Origin of the sequence: Candidatus Accumulibacter meliphilus (assembly GCF_036625345.1) — a bacterium.
In the GTDB taxonomy this organism is placed as follows: domain Bacteria; phylum Pseudomonadota; class Gammaproteobacteria; order Burkholderiales; family Rhodocyclaceae; genus Accumulibacter; species Accumulibacter meliphilus.
In genome coordinates this window covers 1-18,900 of record NZ_JAZKTZ010000012.1, presented here as the reverse complement: position 1 = coordinate 18,900, position 18,900 = coordinate 1, and the positions used below count along the sequence as shown (strand labels likewise).

Below are 18,900 nucleotides of genomic sequence, written 5' to 3'. Positions count from 1 at the left end.
AGAGCGCTTGATCGGTTTCTCGAGCGAGATTGCCCGGACATCGCCGCGCAGCGACGGCGGCGCTAAGGTCCATTTCCCGGTGCTCGCCTGTCGCCGGGAAAGCGGGGAATCTCGATTGATTCCGGGACCTGTGGCCAGCGCCATCGCCTTGCCCTCTGGCCTGTTGCTGGCGCGGCTGATGTTCTGAGCGGTCGTCCTTGTGCACAACGTCGTCAACACGCTCAGTACAGAACTGCACCATACCGCGGGAGTTTTCACGACGCGGGTGGTGCAGCATTTGCGCGATGGGCGGCGTCTGGTCTTCCTGTCAAGGCGGGTCCGCAAGGCGCTGCCACCGCTTCACCTGGCCAGCGACGGCAGCGAAATCGCGGCGGCACGGGTCGCCAATCCCTGGCTACAGCTCTGGGCACCCCGTCGCCTCTCCTGGTGGATCGCCGTGCTGTTCATCTGCGGCTCGGCCTGCTTCGCTGTGGGCAGTTTCGCAGCCAACTGGCCGCAGCAGCTTCCGGCCTGGCTTGGCGTTGGCAGCGTTATCAACGGGGTGTTCTTTGTGGGCTCGCTATTCTTCACTGGCGCTGCGTGGCTGCAGCTACTGGAGGCGATCAATGGCGATGTGGCGGATATCGGTGTGTCGACAGGAGCAGAAGCGCGAAGCTGGCGCTGGTTTTCCTGGAAACCGCACAACGCTGATTACAGCGCCAGCCTTGTACAACTCGTCGGGACCCTGTTGTTCAACTTCAACACCGGCGACGCGATGATCACGGGGCTTGCCTGGGCGGACGAGGAACTGCTTGTCTGGGCCCCTGACGTCATCGGCAGTCTCTGTTTCCTGGTCGCCAGTTATCTGGGCTTGCTCGAGGTTTCACACCGTTTCTGGTCCTGGCAGCCGCGACAGCTGAGCTGGTGGATCGTGTTGCTTAACATGCTCGGCTCGATTGCCTTCATGGCCGCGGCCGTCTTCGCTTTCTTTGTGCCCGCTACCGGAAACCCAGACTGGCTGTGGGGTGCCAACCTTTTCACTCTGGTCGGTGCGCTCTGCTTTCTGTTGGCCAGTTACCTGCTGCTTCCCGAGCTATTTGGTGCCGAGACGAAGCCCGGCGCAGTTTCTGCTTGCCGATGAAATTTGCTCGGCCCAGGTGCCGAAAAGGCTGCCGAAAGCAGCGTTAAGGCGCCGGGCGAAAGATGACGCGCCGGTGCTTGCTGTCGACGGCAGCGGTAGCGAGGGCTTTTTCGTGGCAAAATTCGACCGGGCTTGCCGTGCAAGCCGCGTCGGCGACTGAGGGATGATGCCGCTGCGGATACGAACTCAGAGCTTGGAGGGATCAGGAATGCTTGGCTTCGAACTCGATTTCTGGGATTACGCGACTTTCGCGACGGCCGCCGCTGCTGGTGCCGCGGTGCTGACGATGTTCGTCTGGCTCGCCGGCCTGCCCGGGCGCATTGCCCTGGCGCGCAACCACCCCGAGGCGGAAGCGGTGAAGCTGATGGGCTGGGCGGGCCTCCTGCCGACCATTTACCCGTGGGTGCAGGCCTTCATCTGGGCGTTCAAACCGACCGAGATCGTCGACATCCGGCGCTTCCCGCGCGAAGAGGCACGCGCCATCGAGGAGGACATCGCCCGCCTCGGCGGCACGCTTGCCGCCACGCCTACCTCCACGCCGGCCGCCACGCCGGCCAGGACAAGGACCGAGCCCTTGCCCGCCAGCGGCGCGCCGAGTTGACGATGAGCGCTCAACATGCTCTTCGGTTTTGTGCTGCTGTTTGGCTACGCTCTCGTGGTGTGGCTGGTGTTCTTCAAGTTCAAGTGGATGAAGTTCAACATCACCTGGGGAGTGGTGTCGGTTTTCGTTGGCCTGCATCTGTTGATCATCTTCATGCTCGGCCTGCGTTTCGTCGCTCCTTATGCCGCCGAGGCGAAGCTCATCCAGCACACCATTCAGCTGGTCCCGCGGTTACCCGAACCGACGCTGGTGACCGAGGTGCTGGTCGCTCCGAACGTGCCGATCAAGAAGGGGCAGCCGCTTTTCCAGTTCGACCGTCGTCCCTATCAATACAAGGTCAACCAGCTTGAAGCATCCTTGGCCAAGGCCACGCAGAACGTGCTGGTGATGAAGAGCGACATCGAGATCAACGTCGAGAAAGTCGTCAAGTTGCGTAGCGAGCTGAAGTACGCCAGATACCAGGAAAAACTCTCCATCAAGCTGGCCAGGCAGGGCGCCGGCCCCGAGGAAGATGCCCAGAAATGGAGCGCCCAGGCAGCGGCCCATGCGGCCGGTGTCAAGGAAGCGCAGGCCGAGGAGAAGCGCGCCTGGCTGCGCTATCGCTCCGAGATCAACGGCGTCAATACGAGCGTCGCCGAGATCCAGGCCGAGCTCGATCAGGCGCGCTACTACCTCGATAACACGCTGATGGTGGCGCCCGAGGACGGCTACCTCATCAAATTGCAGGTGCGGCCGGGAATGGTCTGGTCGCCGGCGAAGTTCGTTTCGGCGCCATCGCCTCTTTCATCTGCGACGCCGACCGCTACCTGCTGGCCAACTTCTTCCAGGAGAACCTCAAGTACGTGAAGCCAGGCCAGATGGTCGAGGCGGCGATTGATCTCTATCCCGGGCAGATTTTCCGCGGCAAGGTTGCGGCCATCTGGCAGGGCAGCAGTGCCGGGCAGATGCTGCCGAGCGGCACGCTGCCGAATTTTTCCTACGTGCCGGTGGAAGTGCCACAGGGGCAGTTCGCGGTGGCCATCCACCTCGATGACGAGGATCAAGCGAAGTTTCCGATCGGTACCCAGGGCCGGGCGACGATCTACACCAACCCCGATAGCGGCTTCGTCGTGTTGCGCAAGATCGGCATCCGTGCCTACAGCTGGTTCAACTGGCTGTACCCCTTCAACGGCTGATGCGCGCGCCAATCATTATCCTGCTCGGCGGGCTGTGTGGACTCGTCGCCCTGGCCGGCTGTGCCTTGCAGGCCCCCTTGACGCAATCCGAGGTTGTCGAGCAGGCGCTGCCGGCGACGACTCACATTCCCGCTGCCTGGCAGGCGGAGGGTACGACCGGACCGGTCGCCGACGGCTGGCTCAAGTCCTTTCAGGATCCGCTGCTCGAGGCCATCGTTGCCGAAGCCATTGCCAATAACCTCGACTTGCGCGTGGCCGCGGAGCGTGTGCGTGTCGCCGAGCAGCAGCTGCTGGTCGTCGGCGCGCAGCTGGCACCGCAGATCGCTGGGCAGCTCGGCGCCAGGAGCGTTCGCGCCAAGGATCAGGACGACAGCTTCAACAGCACGCTGGCCTACGTCGGCGTGGCCTGGGAAGTCGACCTCTGGGGTCGGCTGCGCGCCCAGCGCGCTGCGGCCGAGGCGGCGTTCGAAGTCAGTGCGCTCGATTACGCGCAAGCACGGCAATCGCTGGCGGCGCTGGTGGCGAAGACCTGGTATCTGGCGATCGAGACGCGGCAGCTGGTCGAACTCGGCGAGCAGACTGTGCAGGTCTTCGGGGAGCTGCTCAAGCTGGTGGAAATCAGACGTTCCACCGGCAAGGATTCCGACCTCGACGTGGTTGACGTGCGCGCCAAGCTGGAGACGGCACAGAGCGATCTCGAAGGATCTCGTCAGGCCGCCGGCGAAGTCCGCCGTGTCCTGGAGGTGCTGCTCGGCCGCTATCCGGCCGCCGCGCTGGCGGTGGCCTCGTCGTACCCAAGACTGCCGCCAGCCGCCGGTGCCGGGGCGCCCATTTCGCTGCTCGCACGCCGCCCGGACATCGTCGCCGCCGAGCGCGCAGTGCTCGCCGCTTTCCGCCAGCAGGAAGCCGCGCAACTGGCGCTGCTGCCTGATTTCTCGCTGTCACTGGCCGCTGGCCGACTCGGCGACAATCTGCTCTCGCTGCTGCGTCTCAATCCGTGGCTGGCCGCCGCCGGAATCGGCGTATCGATCCCGATCTACGAAGGCGGCGCGCTACGCGCACAAGTCGAGATCGCCAGCGCGCAGCAGGCGCAGGCGGTCGCCGCTTACGGCGCGCTCATGTTGACTGCCTTCCGTGAAGTCGAGAGCGGATTGGCCAATGAGCAGTTGCTGGCCAGGCGCCTACCTTTTGAGGAGCAAGCCGTGGTCAGCCGTAGCGCCGCCGTGCGCATTGCCACCATTCAGTATCGGGCAGGGCGCCGGGACCTGCTCTGGGTCGCGCAGTTGCAATCGGCGCAGTTCCAGGGTCAGGCGGCGGTCATTAAGCTGCGTGCCGTCCAGGGCGCCAACCGTGTCCGCCTGCATCTGGCGCTTGGTGACAGTTTCGATGCCACGCCGGGTGTCACGACGTCACCTTTGACACTCGCTGACGACCATGATCCCGACTCAGCCCACTGAAAAACTTGCAGCCATTGTCCGCCGAAAAACAACGCCTCGCTGACGACAAGGCTGGCCGCGCTGACTGGCGCCGCTGGGGTCCCTACGTCTCCGAGCGGCAATGGGGCACCGTCCGCGAAGACTACAGTCCCGACGGTAACGCCTGGAGCTACCTGCCGCACGAGCACGCCCGCAGTCGTGCCTATCGCTGGGGCGAGGACGGTATCGCCGGCTTCAGCGATGACCGGCAATTGCTCTGCCTCTCGCTGGCCCTGTGGAACGGCTGCGACCCGCTGCTCAAGGAACGCCTGTTCGGGCTGACCAACAGCGAGGGAAATCATGGCGAGGACGTCAAGGAGCTGTACTACTACCTCGATGCGACGCCGACGCATTCCTTCCTGAAGATGCTTTACAAGTATCCGCAGTCGGAATTTCCTTACGCCCGGCTGCTGCAGGAGAACCAGCGGCGCGGTGCGGAGGAGGCCGAGTTCGAGTTGCTCGACACCGGCCTGTTCGACGACGATGCCTACTTCGACGTCTTCGTCGAGTACGCGAAGGCGGCAAGCGATGACATTCTGATGCTGGTGACCGCGCACAATCGCGGCGCCGAGACGGCGAAGCTGTCGCTGCTGCCGCAGTTGTGCTGCCGCAACACATGGTCGTGGCAGGCGGGAACGCCGAAACCCGCGCTCTCGGCGGTGGCCGGCGGCGTCAATATCGAGCACCCGGAGTTGGGCAGCTACCGCCTGGATTTCGATGGCGATGGCGAGGGTGCGGTGAGAGTGATTGCGCGCCCGGTCTGCTTTTTTGTGAGAACGAAACCAACGCCAGGCGTCACTTTGACCAGCCCGAGGCGACAGGCTTCTTCAAGGATGCCTTTCACGAGCTGGTCGTCGCCGGCAACACCGCGGCGGTGAATCCCGCTCAAACCGGAACCAAGGCCGGCGCACTTTACTCACTGAGCGTGCCCGCGGGCGGCAGCGTGCGTGTGCGGTTGCGACTGGCGCCTCGCTCGGCAGGTGGAAAAACCACGCCGCCCTTCGCCGACTTTGATGCCATCTTCGCCCGACGACGCAACGACGCCGATCAGTTCTACGCCGACTTGCAAGGCGAGATCGACAACGCCGACGAGCGCCTCGTGCAGCGCCAGGCTTTCGCCGGGATGATCTGGAGCAAGCAGTTTTTTCATTACGACGTGCACAAATGGCTCGACGGCGATGCTAGCCAGCCGCAGCCTTCGCCGGCACGAAAAAACGGCCGCAATCACGACTGGAAGCATGTCGCCAGTGCCGAAGTCCTGTCGATGCCGGACAAGTGGGAGTATCCGTGGTTCGCCGCCTGGGACCTCGCTTTCCACTGCCTGCCGCTGGCGGTGATCGATGCCGAGTTTGCCAAGTCGCAGCTGGTCCTGTTGACCCGCGAGTGGTACATGCATCCGAACGGTCAGCTACCGGCCTACGAGTGGGAGTTCCGCGATGTCAATCCGCCGGTGCACGCCTGGGCGGCGTTTCGCGTCTTCCAGATCGATCGCCGGCAGCGCCGTGAGGCTGAGCATGGCGACCCGTCCGACCCCGGCGACCTGGTGTTTCTCGAACGCGTTTTTCAGAAGCTGCTGCTCAACTTCACCTGGTGGGTCAATCGCAAGGACGAACAGGGACGCAATATCTTCCAGGGTGGCTTCCTGGGACTCGACAACATCGGCTGCTTCGACCGCAGCAAGCCCTTGCCGACCGGCGGCTTCATCAACCAGGCCGATGGCACCAGCTGGATGGCGATGTTCTGCCTCAACCTGTTGCGCATCGCCGCCGAGCTGGCGGTCCATAACCACGTCTATGAAGACATCGCCAGCAAGTTCTTCGAGCACTTCCTGTCGATCGCCGGTGCCATCAACGGCGTTGGCGACGAGTCGTCCGGCCTCTGGGACGAGACCGACCAGTTCTACTACGACCACCTGAGTCTTCCCGATGGAAGCAACATCCCCTTTCGCGTGCATTCCGTCGTCGGCCTGATTCCGCTGTTTGCCGTGCAGCCGGCGGACATCGAACTCGTCGCGCAACTGCCCGAATTCTCGGCGCGCATGGGATGGTACCTCGAGCATCGTCCGGCGCTGGCCGCCCTGATCTCGAACTGGCGTGTCCCGGGCAGCGGCAATCGCGTGCTGCTTTCGCTGCTGCGCGGTCACCGTACCAAGGCCTTGCTGCGCCGCATGCTTGATGAGAGTGGTTTCCTGTCGCCCTATGGCGTGCGCGCGCTTTCGAAAATCCACGAGCGCGAAGCTTTCCGCGTCGACGTCGGCGGCACGAGCTATGAGGTCGACTACTGGCCGGGCGAGTCGAAAAGCGGTCTCTTCGGCGGCAACTCGAACTGGCGCGGGCCGGTCTGGATGCCGATCAATTATCTGATCATCGAGTCGCTGCAGCAGTTTCACCACTACTACGGTGACGATTTCAAGGTCGAGTGTCCGACCGGGTCCGGCAAGTTTCTGACCCTCAATGAGGTGGCGGATGAATTGAGCCGTCGCCTGAGCTGCCTGTTCCTGAAGGGCGAAGACGGTCAGCGGCCGGTGCTCAAGTCGCATCCCAAGCTGGCCACCGACCCGCATTTCTGCGACTACATCCTGTTTCACGAGTATTTTCACGGCGACAACGGCCGCGGTCTGGGGGCTTCACACCAGACTGGCTGGACGGGTCTGGTGGCGAAACTTCTTCAGCCGGGCAGCAGCCAGTTCGACTCACTGCCGGTCGCCCGGCCAGCAGCGACGGCGGCGATGCCGAGCAAGGACCAAGAATGAGCAATGACTATGACTACGACGTGATCATCATCGGCAGTGGCGCAGGTGGCGGCACGCTGGCACTCAAGCTCGCGCCATCGGGCAAACGCATCCTTATTCTTGAACGTGGCGACTATCTGCCGCGCGAAAAACAGAACTGGGATGTGAACGAAGTCTTCGTCAGGAATCGCTACGTTTCCAGCGACATCTGGCATGATCGCGACGACAAGCCGTTCCAGCCGGGCGTCCATTATTTCGTCGGTGGCGCGACCAAGATGTATGGCGCGGCGCTGTTCCGCCTGCGTGAGCACGATTTCACCGCCCACCGCACGGCCGACGGCCTGACGCCCGATTGGCCGCTCGGCTACGCGGCTTCGAACCGTATTACACCCAGGCCGAGCAGCTTTATCAGGTGCACGGCCAGCGTGGCGACGATCCGACCGATCCGCCGGCCAGCGCACCTTATCCCTATCCACCGGTCAGCCACGAGCCGCGCATCGCGGAAATCGCCGATGGCCTGCGCCGTGCCGGCTACCACCCCTCGTATGCGCCGAGCGCGATCATGCTCGACGAGGCCGACCGGCCGAACAGCCGCTGCATCCGTTGTGATTCCTGCGATGGCTACCCCTGCCTGGTGCACGCCAAGGCCGACGCCGAAGTCATCGCCGTTCGTCCTGCCCTGCAATTTCCGAACGTGACGCTACTCACCGGCGCCCATGTCCAGCGCCTGGAGACCAGCGCCAGCGGCCGCGAGGTCAGCAAGGTCATCGTCGACCGCGACGGCCGGCGCGAGGAATTCACCGCCCGGGTGGTCGTCGTTTCCTGTGGCGCGGCCAACTCGGCGCGGCTGCTGTTGATGTCGGCCGACGCGAAACATCCGCGTGGTCTGGCCAACGGCTCGGACATGGTAGGCCGCCATTACATGTTCCACAACGCCGTTGCCCTGGTCGCGCTTTCCCGGCGCGAGAACAGCACCGAGTTTCAGAAAACGCTGACCATCAACGATTTCTACCTTGGCGCAGGCGATTACGAGTTTCCGCTCGGCAACATCCAGATGCTCGGCAAGTCCAAGGGACCGATGTTCAAGGAAGACGCACCGAGTTTTGCGCCGGGTTTCACGCTCGATCAGATGGCCAGGCACGCGGTGGACTTCTGGCTGACCAGCGAAGACCTGGGCCTGCCGCAGAACCGTGTGACCGTGAATGCGCAGGGCGAGATCAAGCTGCACTACGAGTTCACCAACCTCGAGCCTCTCGATCGCCTGCGCCAAAAGCTGCAGTCGATGCTCGAGCACATGGACATGCACCCGCACGTGATTCCGAACAATCTCTACCTGGGGAAACACATTCCGATCGCCGGTGTCGCCCATCAGGCGGGTACCTGCCGCTTCGGCAGCGACCCCGCCACTTCGGTGCTCGACGTGAACTGCAAGGCACACGAAGTCGATAACCTCTATGTCGTGGACACCAGCTTCTTTCCCAGCATCGGCGCGGTCAACCCGTCGCTGACGGCAATCGCCAACGCCCTGCGCGTCGGTGACCACCTGCTCGAACGCCTACGCTGAGCGGTGGTCGCGATGGCCCAACGTAGCGAAATCGCTGCCGTCTATCTGGCTGGCGTCGTGCAGGGCGTGGCGTTGGTGACCTTCCCGGCGGCCAGCGCGGTGTTCACCGGGGCCGACGAGTATGGTTACGGCCTGTCGAGCACCGAGTACGGGGGCATGTTCGTGCCGCAGGCGATCACCGCCATTACCGCCTCGCTGCTCGGCGCCGGCCTGGCGCGCCGGCTCGGCGCGAAGCGCATCTACCTGCTCGGCCTGCTCGCCAATCTGATGGCCATGGCGCTGCTGATCGTCAGCAGCCTGGTCATGCGTCAGCATGCGCTGGCCTACGGCTTGTTGCTGGTCGCCACGGCGTCTCTCGGTGTTGGCTTCGGGTTTACCGTGCCGACGCTGAACACTTTTGCCGCGGCCTTTTTCCCGCAGCGCGTCGACCGGGCGGTGCTCGCATTGAACGCCCTGCTCGGCCTGGGCACCGCGCTGGCGCCGCTGTTCGTGGCGCTGTTCGTCGGCCTGGGAATCTGGTGGGGACTACCGGTGGGCGTGGCGGTGGCGATCGTCGCGCTGCTGCTCTTCAGTCGACGCCTGCCCTTGAACGAAGGCGCGCCGGCGAGCGTCCAGGGCGGAGCGGAAGGACGAAGCAGGCTGCCGGCGCGCTTCTGGCTGTTCGCCGCCTTCGCGCTGGTGTACGGCGTTTGCGAGACGATCAATGCTAACTGGGCGTCGCTGTACATGACCAAGGAACTTGGCGCGAGCGCGACCATGGCCTCGCTCGCGCTGACCTTCTTCTGGGGCTCGGTGACCGCCGGACGGATTCTCTTCGCAGTCATCGAGAAGTTCTTTCCACCGCAGCGAAGCTGCCAACTCCTGCCCTGGGTCGTCACTGCCGCACTGGTCGGCGCCGCCTTGCTGCCGAAGGGCGGTCCCGCGCTCGGTATTGCGACTTTCGCGCTCGCCGGCCTCGGCTGCTCGGCGCTGCTGCCGCTGGCGATCAGCTTCGGCCAGCAGCAACTGCCGCGCATGGCCGGCTCGGTCGCCGGCGGGCTGATCGCTTTCTACCAGATCGGTTACGGTATCGCCGCATTCGGCGTCGGACCGCTGCAAAGCCGGGCCGGCCTCGACCTGAACGTCATTTTCGGCGCGACGACGGTAGTCGCGCTGAGCATGGCGGTGCTGGCCGTTTTTGTCGTCCGCGGCCCGCAAGCTACGCCGACCGGGCCCTGAAATGTCGCGCGCGCGGCTGCGCGAGCTTGTGCCAACAATAATCACCCTCAGAAAAGGAAGATCAGCATGAACCTGAAAGGAAAAGTCGCCATAGTCACCGGCGGCAACAGCGGCATCGGCCTGGCCATCGTCCTCGAACTTGCCCGCCAGGGCGCCAACATCGTCATCGATTACGTGGTCCATCCCGAGACTGCCGAAGAACTGGAACAGCAGGTCCGCGCGCTTGGCGACCAGGCCATCGGCGTGCATGCCGACGTCAGCCAGGTGGCCGAGCTGGAAACGCTGATTGCCGCCGCCGTCGACGCCTTCGGTCGTGTGGACATCATGGTCAACAACGCCGGCGTGGAAACGCGCACGTCGATTCTCGACACCACCGAGGAGCAATACGAAAAAGTCCTGGCGATCAATCTGAAGAGCGCTTTCTTCGGCACCCAGCTGGCTGCACGCCAGATGATCAAGCAGGGCGGTGGTGGGCGGATCATCAACATCACCTCGGTGCATGAAGACTGGCCGATGCCCGGCAACACGCCCTATTGCCTGTCCAAGGGCGGCATGCGCATGCTCACGCGCACCGCCGGCGTCGAACTCGCGCCGCACGGGATCCTCGTTGTCGGCGTCGGTCCGGGTGCCATCGCCACGCCGATCAACACCGCGACGATGAACGATCCCGCGCAGCTCAAGAAGCTCGACGATGCCATCCCCCTGGGGCGCATGGCGCAGCCTTCCGAGATCGGCAGCGTCGTCGCCTTCCTCGCTGGCGACGGCGCCAGTTACGTTACGGCGACCACCATTTTTGCCGACGGCGGCATCATGCAGGGAAGCCCCGGCCTCTAGGGGGAATGGGAATCGGCAATGGAACTCGACCCCGTAATTCTTTCGCGTATCCAGTTCGCGTTCGTCATCAGCTTCCACATCATCTTCCCGGCCTTCACCATCGGCCTGGCGGCGTGGTTGGCGACCATCGAAGGCGCGCGGCTATTCACCGGCAATGCCCTGTACCGGCGCGTCTTCGACTTCTGGATCAAGGTCTTCGCCGTATCCTTCGGCATGGGCGTGGTTACCGGCATCGTCATGGCCTTCCAGTTCGGCACCAACTGGAGCGTGCTGGCCGCGAAGACCGGCTCGATCCAGGGGCCGCTGCTCGGCTACGAGGCGTTCACCGCCTTCATGCTCGAAGCCACTTTCTTCGGCGTCATGCTGCTCGGCCGCGAACGGGTGTCGCCGCGTTTCTATTTCTTCGCCTGCTGCATGGTCTCGCTGGGTACCATGTTCTCCTCGTTCTGGATCCTGGCCAACAACAGCTGGATGCAGGTGCCGCTGGGCCACGAAATCGTCGACGGCAAGATCGTCCCCGCCGACTGGATGCAGATCGTCCTCGGCCCGGTGCAGATGGTGCGCTGGCCGCACATGCTGCTGGCCGCTTTCCTGACCAGTGCCATGTGCGTGGCCGCCACCGGTGCGTGGTACACCTTGCGCGGCGTGCACCGCGACGAAGGCCGGGTCATGCTGCACTGGGGCCTCGGTCTGGTGGCGGTGCTGATTCCGGTGCAACTGTTTTTCGGCCACCTGACCGGGCTGTATGTGCTGAAGCATCAGCCAGCCAAGTTCGCGGCCATCGAAGCGCGCTGGAAGAACGAGCAGCCGGCCAGCGAAGTGCTGATGGCCTGGCCAGACGAGGCCAACGAGCGCAACCTGTTCGCGATCACCGTCCCCAAGCTCGGCAGCATGATCGCCTCGGGCAACTGGACATCGGCCGAGGTCGGGCTCGAGTCCTTCCCGAAAGAGGATCGACCGCCGGTCGTGATCCCGTTCTTCGCCTTTCGCATCATGGTCGGCATGGGGCTGGTGATGCTGGCGGTCTCGTGGTTCGGCAACTTCCTGCGCTGGCGTGGGCAACTCGAGACGAAGCGCTGGTACCTGTGGTGCACCTACCTGTCGTTTCCGACCGGGTTCATTGCCGTCCTCACCGGTTGGTACACCGCCGAAGTCGGCCGCCAGCCCTGGGTGGTCTATGGCTTGCTGCGCACCAGGGATGCGGTCACCCCATCGCTGACCACCGGCGACGTGGCCTTCTCGCTGGCCGGCTACGTGCTGGTCTATGCGGTCGTGTACAGCTTCGGCCTGTACTACATCTACAGTCTGCTGCGTGATGGCCCAAGCCCGGACACGAAACCAGCGCCTGTTAGCGGCGCCACCGGCAGTCGGCCGCTGGCTTTCGCCGGCGATGCCGCTACTGCCACCGGGCGTACCGGGAGACAAGAGCGATGAGCGAGCTTCCACCCAGCGACCTGGCGTTGTTCTGGGCCGGGGTGATCGCCCTGGCGATCATGGTCTATGTGATTCTCGACGGCTTCGATCTGGGCGTCGGCATTCTCTTCGGTACCACCGCCGACGAGGCCAAGCGCGTGTCGATGATGAACACCATCGCCCCGTTCTGGGACGGCAACGAGACCTGGCTGGTGATCGTCGGCGCCGGGCTTTTCGCCACTTTCCCGACGGTCTATGCGGTGTTCCTGAGCGCCTTCTACATTCCTGTCTTGCTGCTCCTGTTCGGCCTGATTTTCCGCGGCGTGGCTTTCGAGTTCCGCTACCGCAGCCAGCGCCTGCGCTGGCTGTGGGACGGGGGGTTCTTCATCGGCTCGATCGTCGTCGCCTTCGTGCAGGGCGCGGCCGTGGGCGCGATGATGCGTGGCATCCGCGTCGTCGACGGCCAGTACGTCGGCGGCTCCTTCGACTGGCTGCATCCGTTCGCGGTGCTCACCGGCATCGGCCTGGTGTTCGGTTATGCGCTGCTCGGCGCCGGCTGGATTGTCCTGAAGAGCGACGGTGTGCTGCGCGACTGGGCCTATGCGCGCATTGGCTGGCTGCTGGCCATCGTCTTCGTGATCATCGCTGCGGCTTTTGCCACGGTGCTGAGTGTCGATACCGGCGCGGTGGTGCAGGGCCACCTGGCTGACCGCGCCTGGGGCTGGGTTTTTCCGCTGCTCGGCGTGGTCGCCCTGCTGGGCGCGGCATGGGCTGCCCGTGCACGGCGCGATGCCTGGCCGCTTGCCTGCACGGCATTGTTTTTCGTGAGCGCCTTCCTGACCCTCGGGGTGATGTTCTGGCCGTACATGGTGCCCTATGCCATCACCGTGGCCAATGCTGCCGCCCCGGAGGCTTCGCTGCAGTTTCTGTTCTACGGCGGCGTGGTGGTGCTGCCGGTGATCGCCATCTACACCATCGGCGTGTACTGGGTGTTTCGCGGCAAGGTGCGCACCGGCTACGGTTGATTTTTAAACGCGATAACCCTGTCCGGCGAACCGACTTTCTACCCTGAGCGGCCATCAACGCCATGTGCCGCGACGACGCGGTGAACGAACCCATGCAGCCGTTCAAGCGCGGCATAGTCACCCCACAGGCTCAGCCCGGCAGGGTGTGGCGTAAGTTTGAATTCGAGCATCGGGTGCCTCCTTAATGTGAAAGTCGCGTATGCGACTCACGAAACTCCCTTCTCTCCTTGCGGGAGAAGGGCCGGGGGAAGAGCGGGCGGCATGACTTTCATGATCAGGGGTGTCTCGACATGTCATGACCGTTAGTGGGGTCGTCTCAGAAAACGGAAAATAAAGCACGCTAGCGGCGAACCTGTCAGGTTCAAGCCTACGACGTTGGGCTTGCAGCAACGTCAGACAAGGCCGAAAGCGGCCCTAATCTGACGTGACTTGAGCGTTCACCTGACGCTACGCTGAAGCGCAGCTCAAGATGACACCTTGCTTGAATGATTCACTGTAAATCACTATGATTACAGTTCAATCACAAATGAGCAGAGCTGTCCCGCAAACGAAGGAGATTTCGCAATGGCACAGACCGAAACCAAAGTGCTGACCGCACACGTTCCCATCCCCTTGGCCGAGAAGGTCGATCAGATGGCCGCTCGGCTGGAAAGGTCGCGTGGCTGGATCATGAAACAAGCGCTGGTGGCCTGGATCGACCAGGAGGAAGAGCGCAGTCGTCTGACCCGCGAGGCACTGGCCGATGTGGATGCCGGCCGGGTCATCGACCACCAAGCCGTGCAGACATGGGCGGATAGCCTCAGCTCCGACACGTCATTGCCGGCGCCGCGCTGATGGACCTGAAATGGACTGGCAAGGCGCTCTCCGACCTGGCTCGTCTATACGATTTTATGGCCCCGGTAAACAAGCCGGCGGCTGCGCGCACCGTACAGGCGCTCGCGGCCGCGCCGTCTGCCTTGCTGGCCAACCCACGCATCGGCGAACGGATTGATGAGTTCGAGCCGCGCGAGGTGCGCCGGATTCTCGTGGGGCATTACGAGATGCGCTATGAACTTACGGAAACTTCCATCTACGTGCTGCGGCTGTGGCACACCCGAGAGGATCGCTGATAGGTCCTGCCGCCAACCTGGTGGGTGAGCTAGGCCACGGCGCAGGATCGTGAAAGGGGAGCGCCAATCAAGAACAGTCTGCAGGTGTTTTCCGGTGAGCCAACGTTGCAAGAAAGTGGCCAACATAGAAGCCTGAGCTGGCTTTCTCGCTGAGCTTCTCGCCTTCGAGGCTGATGCGCTGTTTCTTGCCATCCATCATGGGTTGCTCGCCGCTCACGACACAGCCGATCGAGCGCAAAGCCTCAGCGAACTCGTCTCGCGCCGGCAAGCCAGGATTTCGTGGCCCTTTGTCCCACAAAGCTCCGGCGGCTTTGGCTGCGCCGCGTTCGCCGTAGGGAACAGGGGGTGTAAGCCGGAACCCCAGAAAATTCCGTTCCCCCAGCTCCGCCACGAGCGCATCCAGGTCGATCACCTTGGCACGCTCAGCAGGATGTGCCGCCAGGCTGCTGGCGAAATCTGCGTGATCAGCGCCAGTGCCTTGGTATTGCCGCCTGCCTCGAACTTTGTCAGCCGCCGCGACAGGATGGCCGAGTTGTAGTAGATGAGGGCGTTGGCGATCAGGCGTGCGCACTGGTTGCTGGTCTCGATTTCGATGTCAGTGCGCCGGTCAATTCCTTCTTTCCACCGACCGACGTGGCCACTTGGAGGTGTCCTCGGGTTGATCGTTCAGATACCAAAAACGGATGCTTTCCGCCATCCGGCCAAAGCGCAACGGATGCGCCTTAGTGTCGCGTGAGCTACAATGTGGCTCATTAACTTGGAGGATCAGATCATGCCCGCAAATGCTGTTGTCCGTGCCAGAATCAACGAGGACATTAAGGAAGAGGCGACCGCCGTGCTTGCGGCGATGGGGCTGACCGTGTCGGATGCTTTCCGCATCATGCTGACCCGCGTCGCCCTCGAGAAGGCACTACCGTTCGAGCCACTGGTTCCGAACATCGATACTATCGAAGCGATGAAGGAGGCGCGCAATGGTGGCCTGAAGTCGTTCGCCACGGTCGAGGACCTCATGGCGGATCTGAATGCGGAAGCTTGAACATGCAGGCCAGTTCAAGCGTGACTACAAGCGCGAAACCAAGGGGCCGCACCGACAAGCGCCATGATCATTCGCTCAGTGGGGATTGGATGGACCACCGGGATTGTCACGTCAAGCCCGACTTGGTCTTGATTTACAGAAAACCGGACGACAACGTACTCCAGCTCGTCCGTCTCGGTTCGTACAGCGAACTTGGCCTGTGAGCAAGCCAGATCATCAATGTGGAACGAACACTACACCTTCCAAAGCGACGGCAAGGTGATCGATCTGGGCCTGGATGCGCTCGTGGCAGGGCCGGCGTGGAGATGATGGAATTTTCGGCGGTTCCGGCTTACAACCCAAAGCACAGACCAACGACCACTCGACCCCTTCGCGACGATCTCCTCGGGAGAACAGCGACGCAGGAGACTTCGCGCCAGTCGGCGACGTCGCTCCACCGTGGCCGGATCGTCGCCCCGCCCACAGTTGTAGACGATACGGGCTCGCGATCATTGCTTTTCAGGATTACGGTGGTTTTCGGCGATCTGCAGGTTGGTGACCACCTGACCGTCGCGCCGTTTGTGTTCACCATTCTCGAGGTGTCTACTAATGGCGGTTATGGATAGATGTTCATCACGGCCAGTTGCTGGAACGGGTGTTCGAGGCCTACCGGTCAGCAACCTCTGAGACCGGCACGAACGTCTGGAACACCGCCCTGCTCATCGGGTGGGATGAGCCAGGCGGGACCTACGACCATGTGCCACCCGGCCGCGTCTCCCCACCCGACCCCGCCGCGCCGGCCGGTGAGTTCGGGTTCACCTTCGACCGCTCCGGCTACCGCGTCCCGGCGATCATCGTTTCGCCCTGGGTCGAGCCCGGCTCGGTGTTCAACGAGGAATACCGGCACACCTCGCTGATCGCGACGCTCCGCAAGATGTGGGATCTCGGCGAGCCTCTCACTGGGCGTGACGCGACCGCCCGCAGCTTCGCGGGCGTCTTCACCCGCGATGAGCCACGCGACCCCCGCACACGTGGCCCGAGTTCCCCGCCCAACCGGTGCCGGAGTGGACCGTGGACCCCGACGTCATCGGCCGATGCAGCAGCAGCCTCGGGAAGAGCGTGATCCCCGGCCTGGTGGCACACGCCAGGGAGTTGGGATGCAGCTGCCGCCCGAGTTCGACACCCCCGCCCAAGCTCGCTGAGGGCAAAGCCAGCCGACAGGCTGAAGCACGCGCAGCGGGCAAGCGGTGCCATCCGGGAAGCATCGCTGCTACTACTACGTTCCGCTGTACGCCGTGTAAGCCTGCCAGGCGGCGACCAGCGCCAGGATCAGGAAGAAAGCGCCGCTGATCCGGTGTAGCAGCGCGATCGGGATTTTCTTCAGGAGGGTGCGACCGGCCAGGATTCCCAGCGCTGAGGTGGCGACCAGTGCCAGGGTGGCGCCGAGCCAGACGGCGGCTGGAGGCTGTGTACTGCTCAGGGCGACGACAGCGAGTTGCGTCTTGTCGCCGAACTCGGCCACGGTCAGCAAGACGAAGGTGGTGAAGAAAATGCCATGGCCGCTTTTCTCCTCGACTTCTTCATCGTCTTCGTCGTCTTTGGCGCGCAAGGCATGCAGGCCAAAGAGGGCGAACAGGATGGCGACGATCGCGCCCACCACGTATTGCGGTAACCAGTTGGCAATGGCCACCCCGAAGACCACCGCCAGCGTATTCAGCAAGGAGAAGGCGGCCAGGGCACCGAGCATCACCGGCGCCGGGCGGTGTCGCGAGGCCAGCGTCATGCACACCAGCTGGCTCTTGTCGCCGACCTCGGCGGCGGCGATCAGGGCAAAGCTGGTTGCCGCCGTGGCCGACAGGTCGACGAGATTGCCAGTACTCAGTAGGGATGCCAAAGATTCCATGAGGTTCTGCCGCCGGTCGATCCTGGTTTCGGGAAAAGCCGCCTGACTGTGGTCAAGCCACGCTGGGGGTGCTCAATGATCAACACCCCGAGGCCGGCGCGAGTATAACTCGTCGGGAATAAGTCCGTAGGCATGTTGAAGGCGCGCGATCGCCGCCATTTCTACGCCGCCGAGTCTATCGTGCGCGGTGGCTTCGGGTTGCGCGGTGGGCGTAGAAGTTCTGCGGCGCAGAGGTGAGCAGCAGCTTGCCCGAACGGTCCATTACCGAGACCTGCAATTGATGCTCGACATTATCGGCTACCGCCATCTGCCATTCCGAGGCGCTGATCTCGAACTGCAGCGTTGTATGCGTCCTGGGCAGCACATAGTTGTCGAGGCTGACGACCAGGACATCTCCCTGGTCGACCTGCAGCGCCGGATCGATGGCCACCTGGACGGAAAACTGGCCGGTATTCGAATGGATCGTGCCGCCGCTGGCTGGCTGGCTGATGCTTAGCGACTGGTAGGGCGCGGCGGCGGGAGCCGGCGTCGGCTGGGCCGGCGGGGAGGTAGGCGGTGAGTCGCTGAGGTTGAGCGGCGGCAGCTTCATCTCGGTCGTCTCTGGACTCGGCAAGTCCCTGCCTTCACTCGGCAGGTCCGAGAAGACGGGGCCGTTCTTGCCTGGCGTTTCGTAGATTGTTTGCGCGGCGGCGCTTGCCGAGACGAAAATCCCGAGGAGGAAGTAATGAATGGTTTTCATGTCAATCATCCAGTTGTGCTGCGGCTCAGGGTGGTGCGGCGAAACGGAATATGGGAAATATAGCATTTTCAGGCACTTCTTCGTCTGCGGCAGCGGTTTGCCAGGACGGGCCTGCCAAGCTCGGCTGCTTGTGTTCTGTGTCGTGCGACCAGACGAATTTGCCGTGCATGTGCTTCGGCCTGCTTCATCCGGTCGCACTGCGCTGAGGTAGAATGTCGGGCGCCGAAACACTTCGCCGTGCCAGGGTTTATGATGATGGCGCAATTCGCCGCAGGTCGTCCACGCTGCAAGGGCCTACGCGAAGAGCGGCCAGCGCGAAGCCGTGATGGTCGCCATTGAAGGCCACGCAAGCTGGTTTCTGGCAAAAATTGAAAGGCGCCGCGACCGGCGACGGGCCGGTGCTCCCGGGTAATTACCGCAAGCCAACCGCAGCACAGGAGAATTCTTGATGAGCAACCTGGTAGTCATCGCCTACGAAGACCAATTCAAAGCCGAGGAAGTCCGCACCATGCTGCGCAAGATGCAGCAGGAATACCTCATCGATCTCGAAGATGCAGTGGTCGCCGTCAAGGACGACCAGGGCAAGGTGAAGCTGCATCAGATGTACAAACTTGCCGCCGCCGGCGCCTTGAGCGGCGGTTTCTGGGGCGCCCTGATCGGCCTGATCTTCATGAGCCCGCTGCTCGGCATGGCCGTTGGCGCCAGGTGCTGGCGCGGTCAGTGGCGCCTTGACCGACGTCGGCATCAACGACGACTTCATGAAGAACCTCGCCGCATCGTTCAAGAACGGCACTTCGGTGCTCTTCGTGCTGGTCCGCAAGGCGACACCCGACAAGGTGCTGGCCGAGTTGCAGGGTACCGGCGGCAAGGTCATCAAGACTTCGCTGACGCACGAAGAGGAAGACAAGCTGCAGGCCGTGCTCAGACACCGCCAAGGTACAGCTTACCGGCTGCCGGCTGACGGCACGCAGGCTGCCG

Annotated in this window: 20 protein-coding genes and 3 pseudogenes; 19 read left to right on the top strand and 4 right to left on the bottom strand. The window is 63.2% G+C overall.

Features of this window, described 5'->3' with window-relative positions; translation table 11 throughout:
- Positions 1-7 precede the first annotated feature (7 nt).
- From V5B40_RS20480 to cydB, 13 genes and pseudogenes are all read left to right on the top strand, one after another.
- Positions 8-187 (top strand): hypothetical protein, encoded by a 180-nt coding sequence (locus V5B40_RS20480; protein WP_332356241.1) that lies wholly within the window; start codon positions 8-10, stop codon positions 185-187.
- Positions 188-199: 12 nt separating this feature from the next.
- The gene (locus tag V5B40_RS20475; RefSeq protein ID WP_332356240.1) at positions 200-1,120 is read left to right on the top strand and encodes a hypothetical protein; all 921 of its coding nucleotides are present in this window, start codon (positions 200-202) and stop codon (positions 1,118-1,120) included.
- 208 nt (positions 1,121-1,328) lie between these two features.
- Positions 1,329-1,721: a DUF3302 domain-containing protein gene (locus V5B40_RS20470; protein ID WP_332356239.1), complete on the top strand. Its 393-nt coding sequence runs from the start codon at positions 1,329-1,331 to the stop codon at positions 1,719-1,721.
- Between the two features lie 15 nt (positions 1,722-1,736).
- Positions 1,737-2,567 carry an HlyD family secretion protein gene (locus V5B40_RS20465; protein WP_332356238.1) on the top strand — a complete coding sequence of 277 codons (831 nt, stop codon included), beginning with the start codon at positions 1,737-1,739 and terminating at the stop codon, positions 2,565-2,567.
- A complete protein-coding gene (locus V5B40_RS20460; protein WP_332356237.1) occupies positions 2,564-2,896 on the top strand; it encodes a hypothetical protein in 333 nt (110 codons plus the stop codon). The genes V5B40_RS20465 and V5B40_RS20460 overlap by 4 nt, the downstream gene beginning before the upstream one ends.
- Positions 2,896-4,353, top strand: coding sequence for an efflux transporter outer membrane subunit (locus V5B40_RS20455; protein ID WP_332356235.1), 1,458 nt, complete (start codon positions 2,896-2,898; stop codon positions 4,351-4,353). Before V5B40_RS20460 ends, V5B40_RS20455 begins: the two co-directional genes overlap by 1 nt.
- A 14-nt stretch (positions 4,354-4,367) precedes the next feature.
- Positions 4,368-5,249, top strand: coding sequence for a hypothetical protein (locus V5B40_RS25340; RefSeq protein WP_434735894.1), 882 nt, complete (start codon positions 4,368-4,370; stop codon positions 5,247-5,249).
- Positions 5,246-7,123: an MGH1-like glycoside hydrolase domain-containing protein gene (locus tag V5B40_RS20450; protein ID WP_434735893.1), complete on the top strand. Its 1,878-nt coding sequence runs from the start codon at positions 5,246-5,248 to the stop codon at positions 7,121-7,123. Before V5B40_RS25340 ends, V5B40_RS20450 begins: the two co-directional genes overlap by 4 nt.
- Positions 7,120-8,666 (top strand): annotated as a pseudogene (locus tag V5B40_RS20445) (GMC oxidoreductase). The gene V5B40_RS20450 and the pseudogene V5B40_RS20445 overlap by 4 nt, the downstream one beginning before the upstream one ends.
- A 12-nt stretch (positions 8,667-8,678) precedes the next feature.
- Positions 8,679-9,884 carry an MFS transporter gene (locus tag V5B40_RS20440; RefSeq protein ID WP_332356234.1) on the top strand — a complete coding sequence of 402 codons (1,206 nt, stop codon included), beginning with the start codon at positions 8,679-8,681 and terminating at the stop codon, positions 9,882-9,884.
- A 66-nt stretch (positions 9,885-9,950) separates the two neighbouring features.
- Positions 9,951-10,718, top strand: a complete 768-nt coding sequence (locus V5B40_RS20435; protein WP_332356233.1) for an SDR family NAD(P)-dependent oxidoreductase — start codon at positions 9,951-9,953, stop codon at positions 10,716-10,718.
- Positions 10,719-10,736: 18 nt separating this feature from the next.
- Positions 10,737-12,152, top strand: a complete 1,416-nt coding sequence (locus V5B40_RS20430) for a cytochrome ubiquinol oxidase subunit I (protein ID WP_332356232.1) — start codon at positions 10,737-10,739, stop codon at positions 12,150-12,152.
- Positions 12,149-13,156, top strand: a complete 1,008-nt coding sequence (gene cydB, locus V5B40_RS20425; RefSeq protein ID WP_332356231.1) for a cytochrome d ubiquinol oxidase subunit II — start codon at positions 12,149-12,151, stop codon at positions 13,154-13,156. The genes V5B40_RS20430 and cydB overlap by 4 nt, the downstream gene beginning before the upstream one ends.
- A gap of 38 nt (positions 13,157-13,194) precedes the next feature.
- On the opposite strand, the gene V5B40_RS20420 is transcribed toward cydB, so the two are convergent.
- The gene (locus tag V5B40_RS20420; protein ID WP_332356230.1) at positions 13,195-13,326 is read right to left on the bottom strand and encodes a DUF6904 family protein; all 132 of its coding nucleotides are present in this window, start codon (positions 13,324-13,326) and stop codon (positions 13,195-13,197) included.
- Positions 13,327-13,720: 394 nt separating this feature from the next.
- On the opposite strand from V5B40_RS20420, the gene V5B40_RS20415 reads away from it, so the two are divergent.
- Together V5B40_RS20415 and V5B40_RS20410 are read left to right on the top strand one after the other, a co-directional pair.
- Positions 13,721-13,990, top strand: a complete 270-nt coding sequence (locus V5B40_RS20415; RefSeq protein WP_332356229.1) for a CopG family ribbon-helix-helix protein — start codon at positions 13,721-13,723, stop codon at positions 13,988-13,990.
- On the top strand, positions 13,990-14,265 hold the full coding sequence (locus tag V5B40_RS20410; protein ID WP_332356228.1) for a type II toxin-antitoxin system RelE/ParE family toxin: 276 nt from the start codon (positions 13,990-13,992) through the stop codon (positions 14,263-14,265). The genes V5B40_RS20415 and V5B40_RS20410 overlap by 1 nt, the downstream gene beginning before the upstream one ends.
- Positions 14,266-14,641: 376 nt before the next feature.
- Here the strand turns inward: V5B40_RS20410 and V5B40_RS20400 are convergent.
- Positions 14,642-14,894: pseudogene (locus tag V5B40_RS20400) on the bottom strand (Tn3 family transposase); the annotation flags it as partial.
- Positions 14,895-15,037: 143 nt separating this feature from the next.
- Here V5B40_RS20400 and V5B40_RS20395 point away from each other — a divergent pair.
- The 3 genes from V5B40_RS20395 to V5B40_RS20385 all read left to right on the top strand — a co-directional run bounded on the left by V5B40_RS20395 (position 15,038) and on the right by V5B40_RS20385 (position 16,403).
- On the top strand, positions 15,038-15,301 hold the full coding sequence (locus V5B40_RS20395) for a type II toxin-antitoxin system RelB/DinJ family antitoxin (protein ID WP_332356226.1): 264 nt from the start codon (positions 15,038-15,040) through the stop codon (positions 15,299-15,301).
- 2 nt (positions 15,302-15,303) lie between these two features.
- Positions 15,304-15,504 carry a type II toxin-antitoxin system YafQ family toxin gene (locus V5B40_RS20390; RefSeq protein WP_434735895.1) on the top strand — a complete coding sequence of 67 codons (201 nt, stop codon included), beginning with the start codon at positions 15,304-15,306 and terminating at the stop codon, positions 15,502-15,504.
- Positions 15,505-15,935: 431 nt separating this feature from the next.
- Positions 15,936-16,403, top strand: coding sequence for an alkaline phosphatase family protein (locus tag V5B40_RS20385; RefSeq protein WP_332356224.1), 468 nt, complete (start codon positions 15,936-15,938; stop codon positions 16,401-16,403).
- 153 nt (positions 16,404-16,556) lie between these two features.
- Here the strand turns inward: V5B40_RS20385 and V5B40_RS20380 are convergent, their stop codons facing one another.
- Entirely contained in the window at positions 16,557-17,183 is a 627-nt protein-coding gene (locus tag V5B40_RS20380) for a TMEM165/GDT1 family protein (RefSeq protein ID WP_332356223.1), read from the bottom strand.
- 175 nt (positions 17,184-17,358) lie between these two features.
- Entirely contained in the window at positions 17,359-17,922 is a 564-nt protein-coding gene (locus V5B40_RS20375) for a hypothetical protein (RefSeq protein ID WP_332356222.1), read from the bottom strand.
- Positions 17,923-18,370: 448 nt separating this feature from the next.
- Here V5B40_RS20375 and V5B40_RS20370 point away from each other — a divergent pair.
- A pseudogene (locus tag V5B40_RS20370) lies at positions 18,371-18,900 on the top strand (DUF1269 domain-containing protein); the annotation flags it as partial.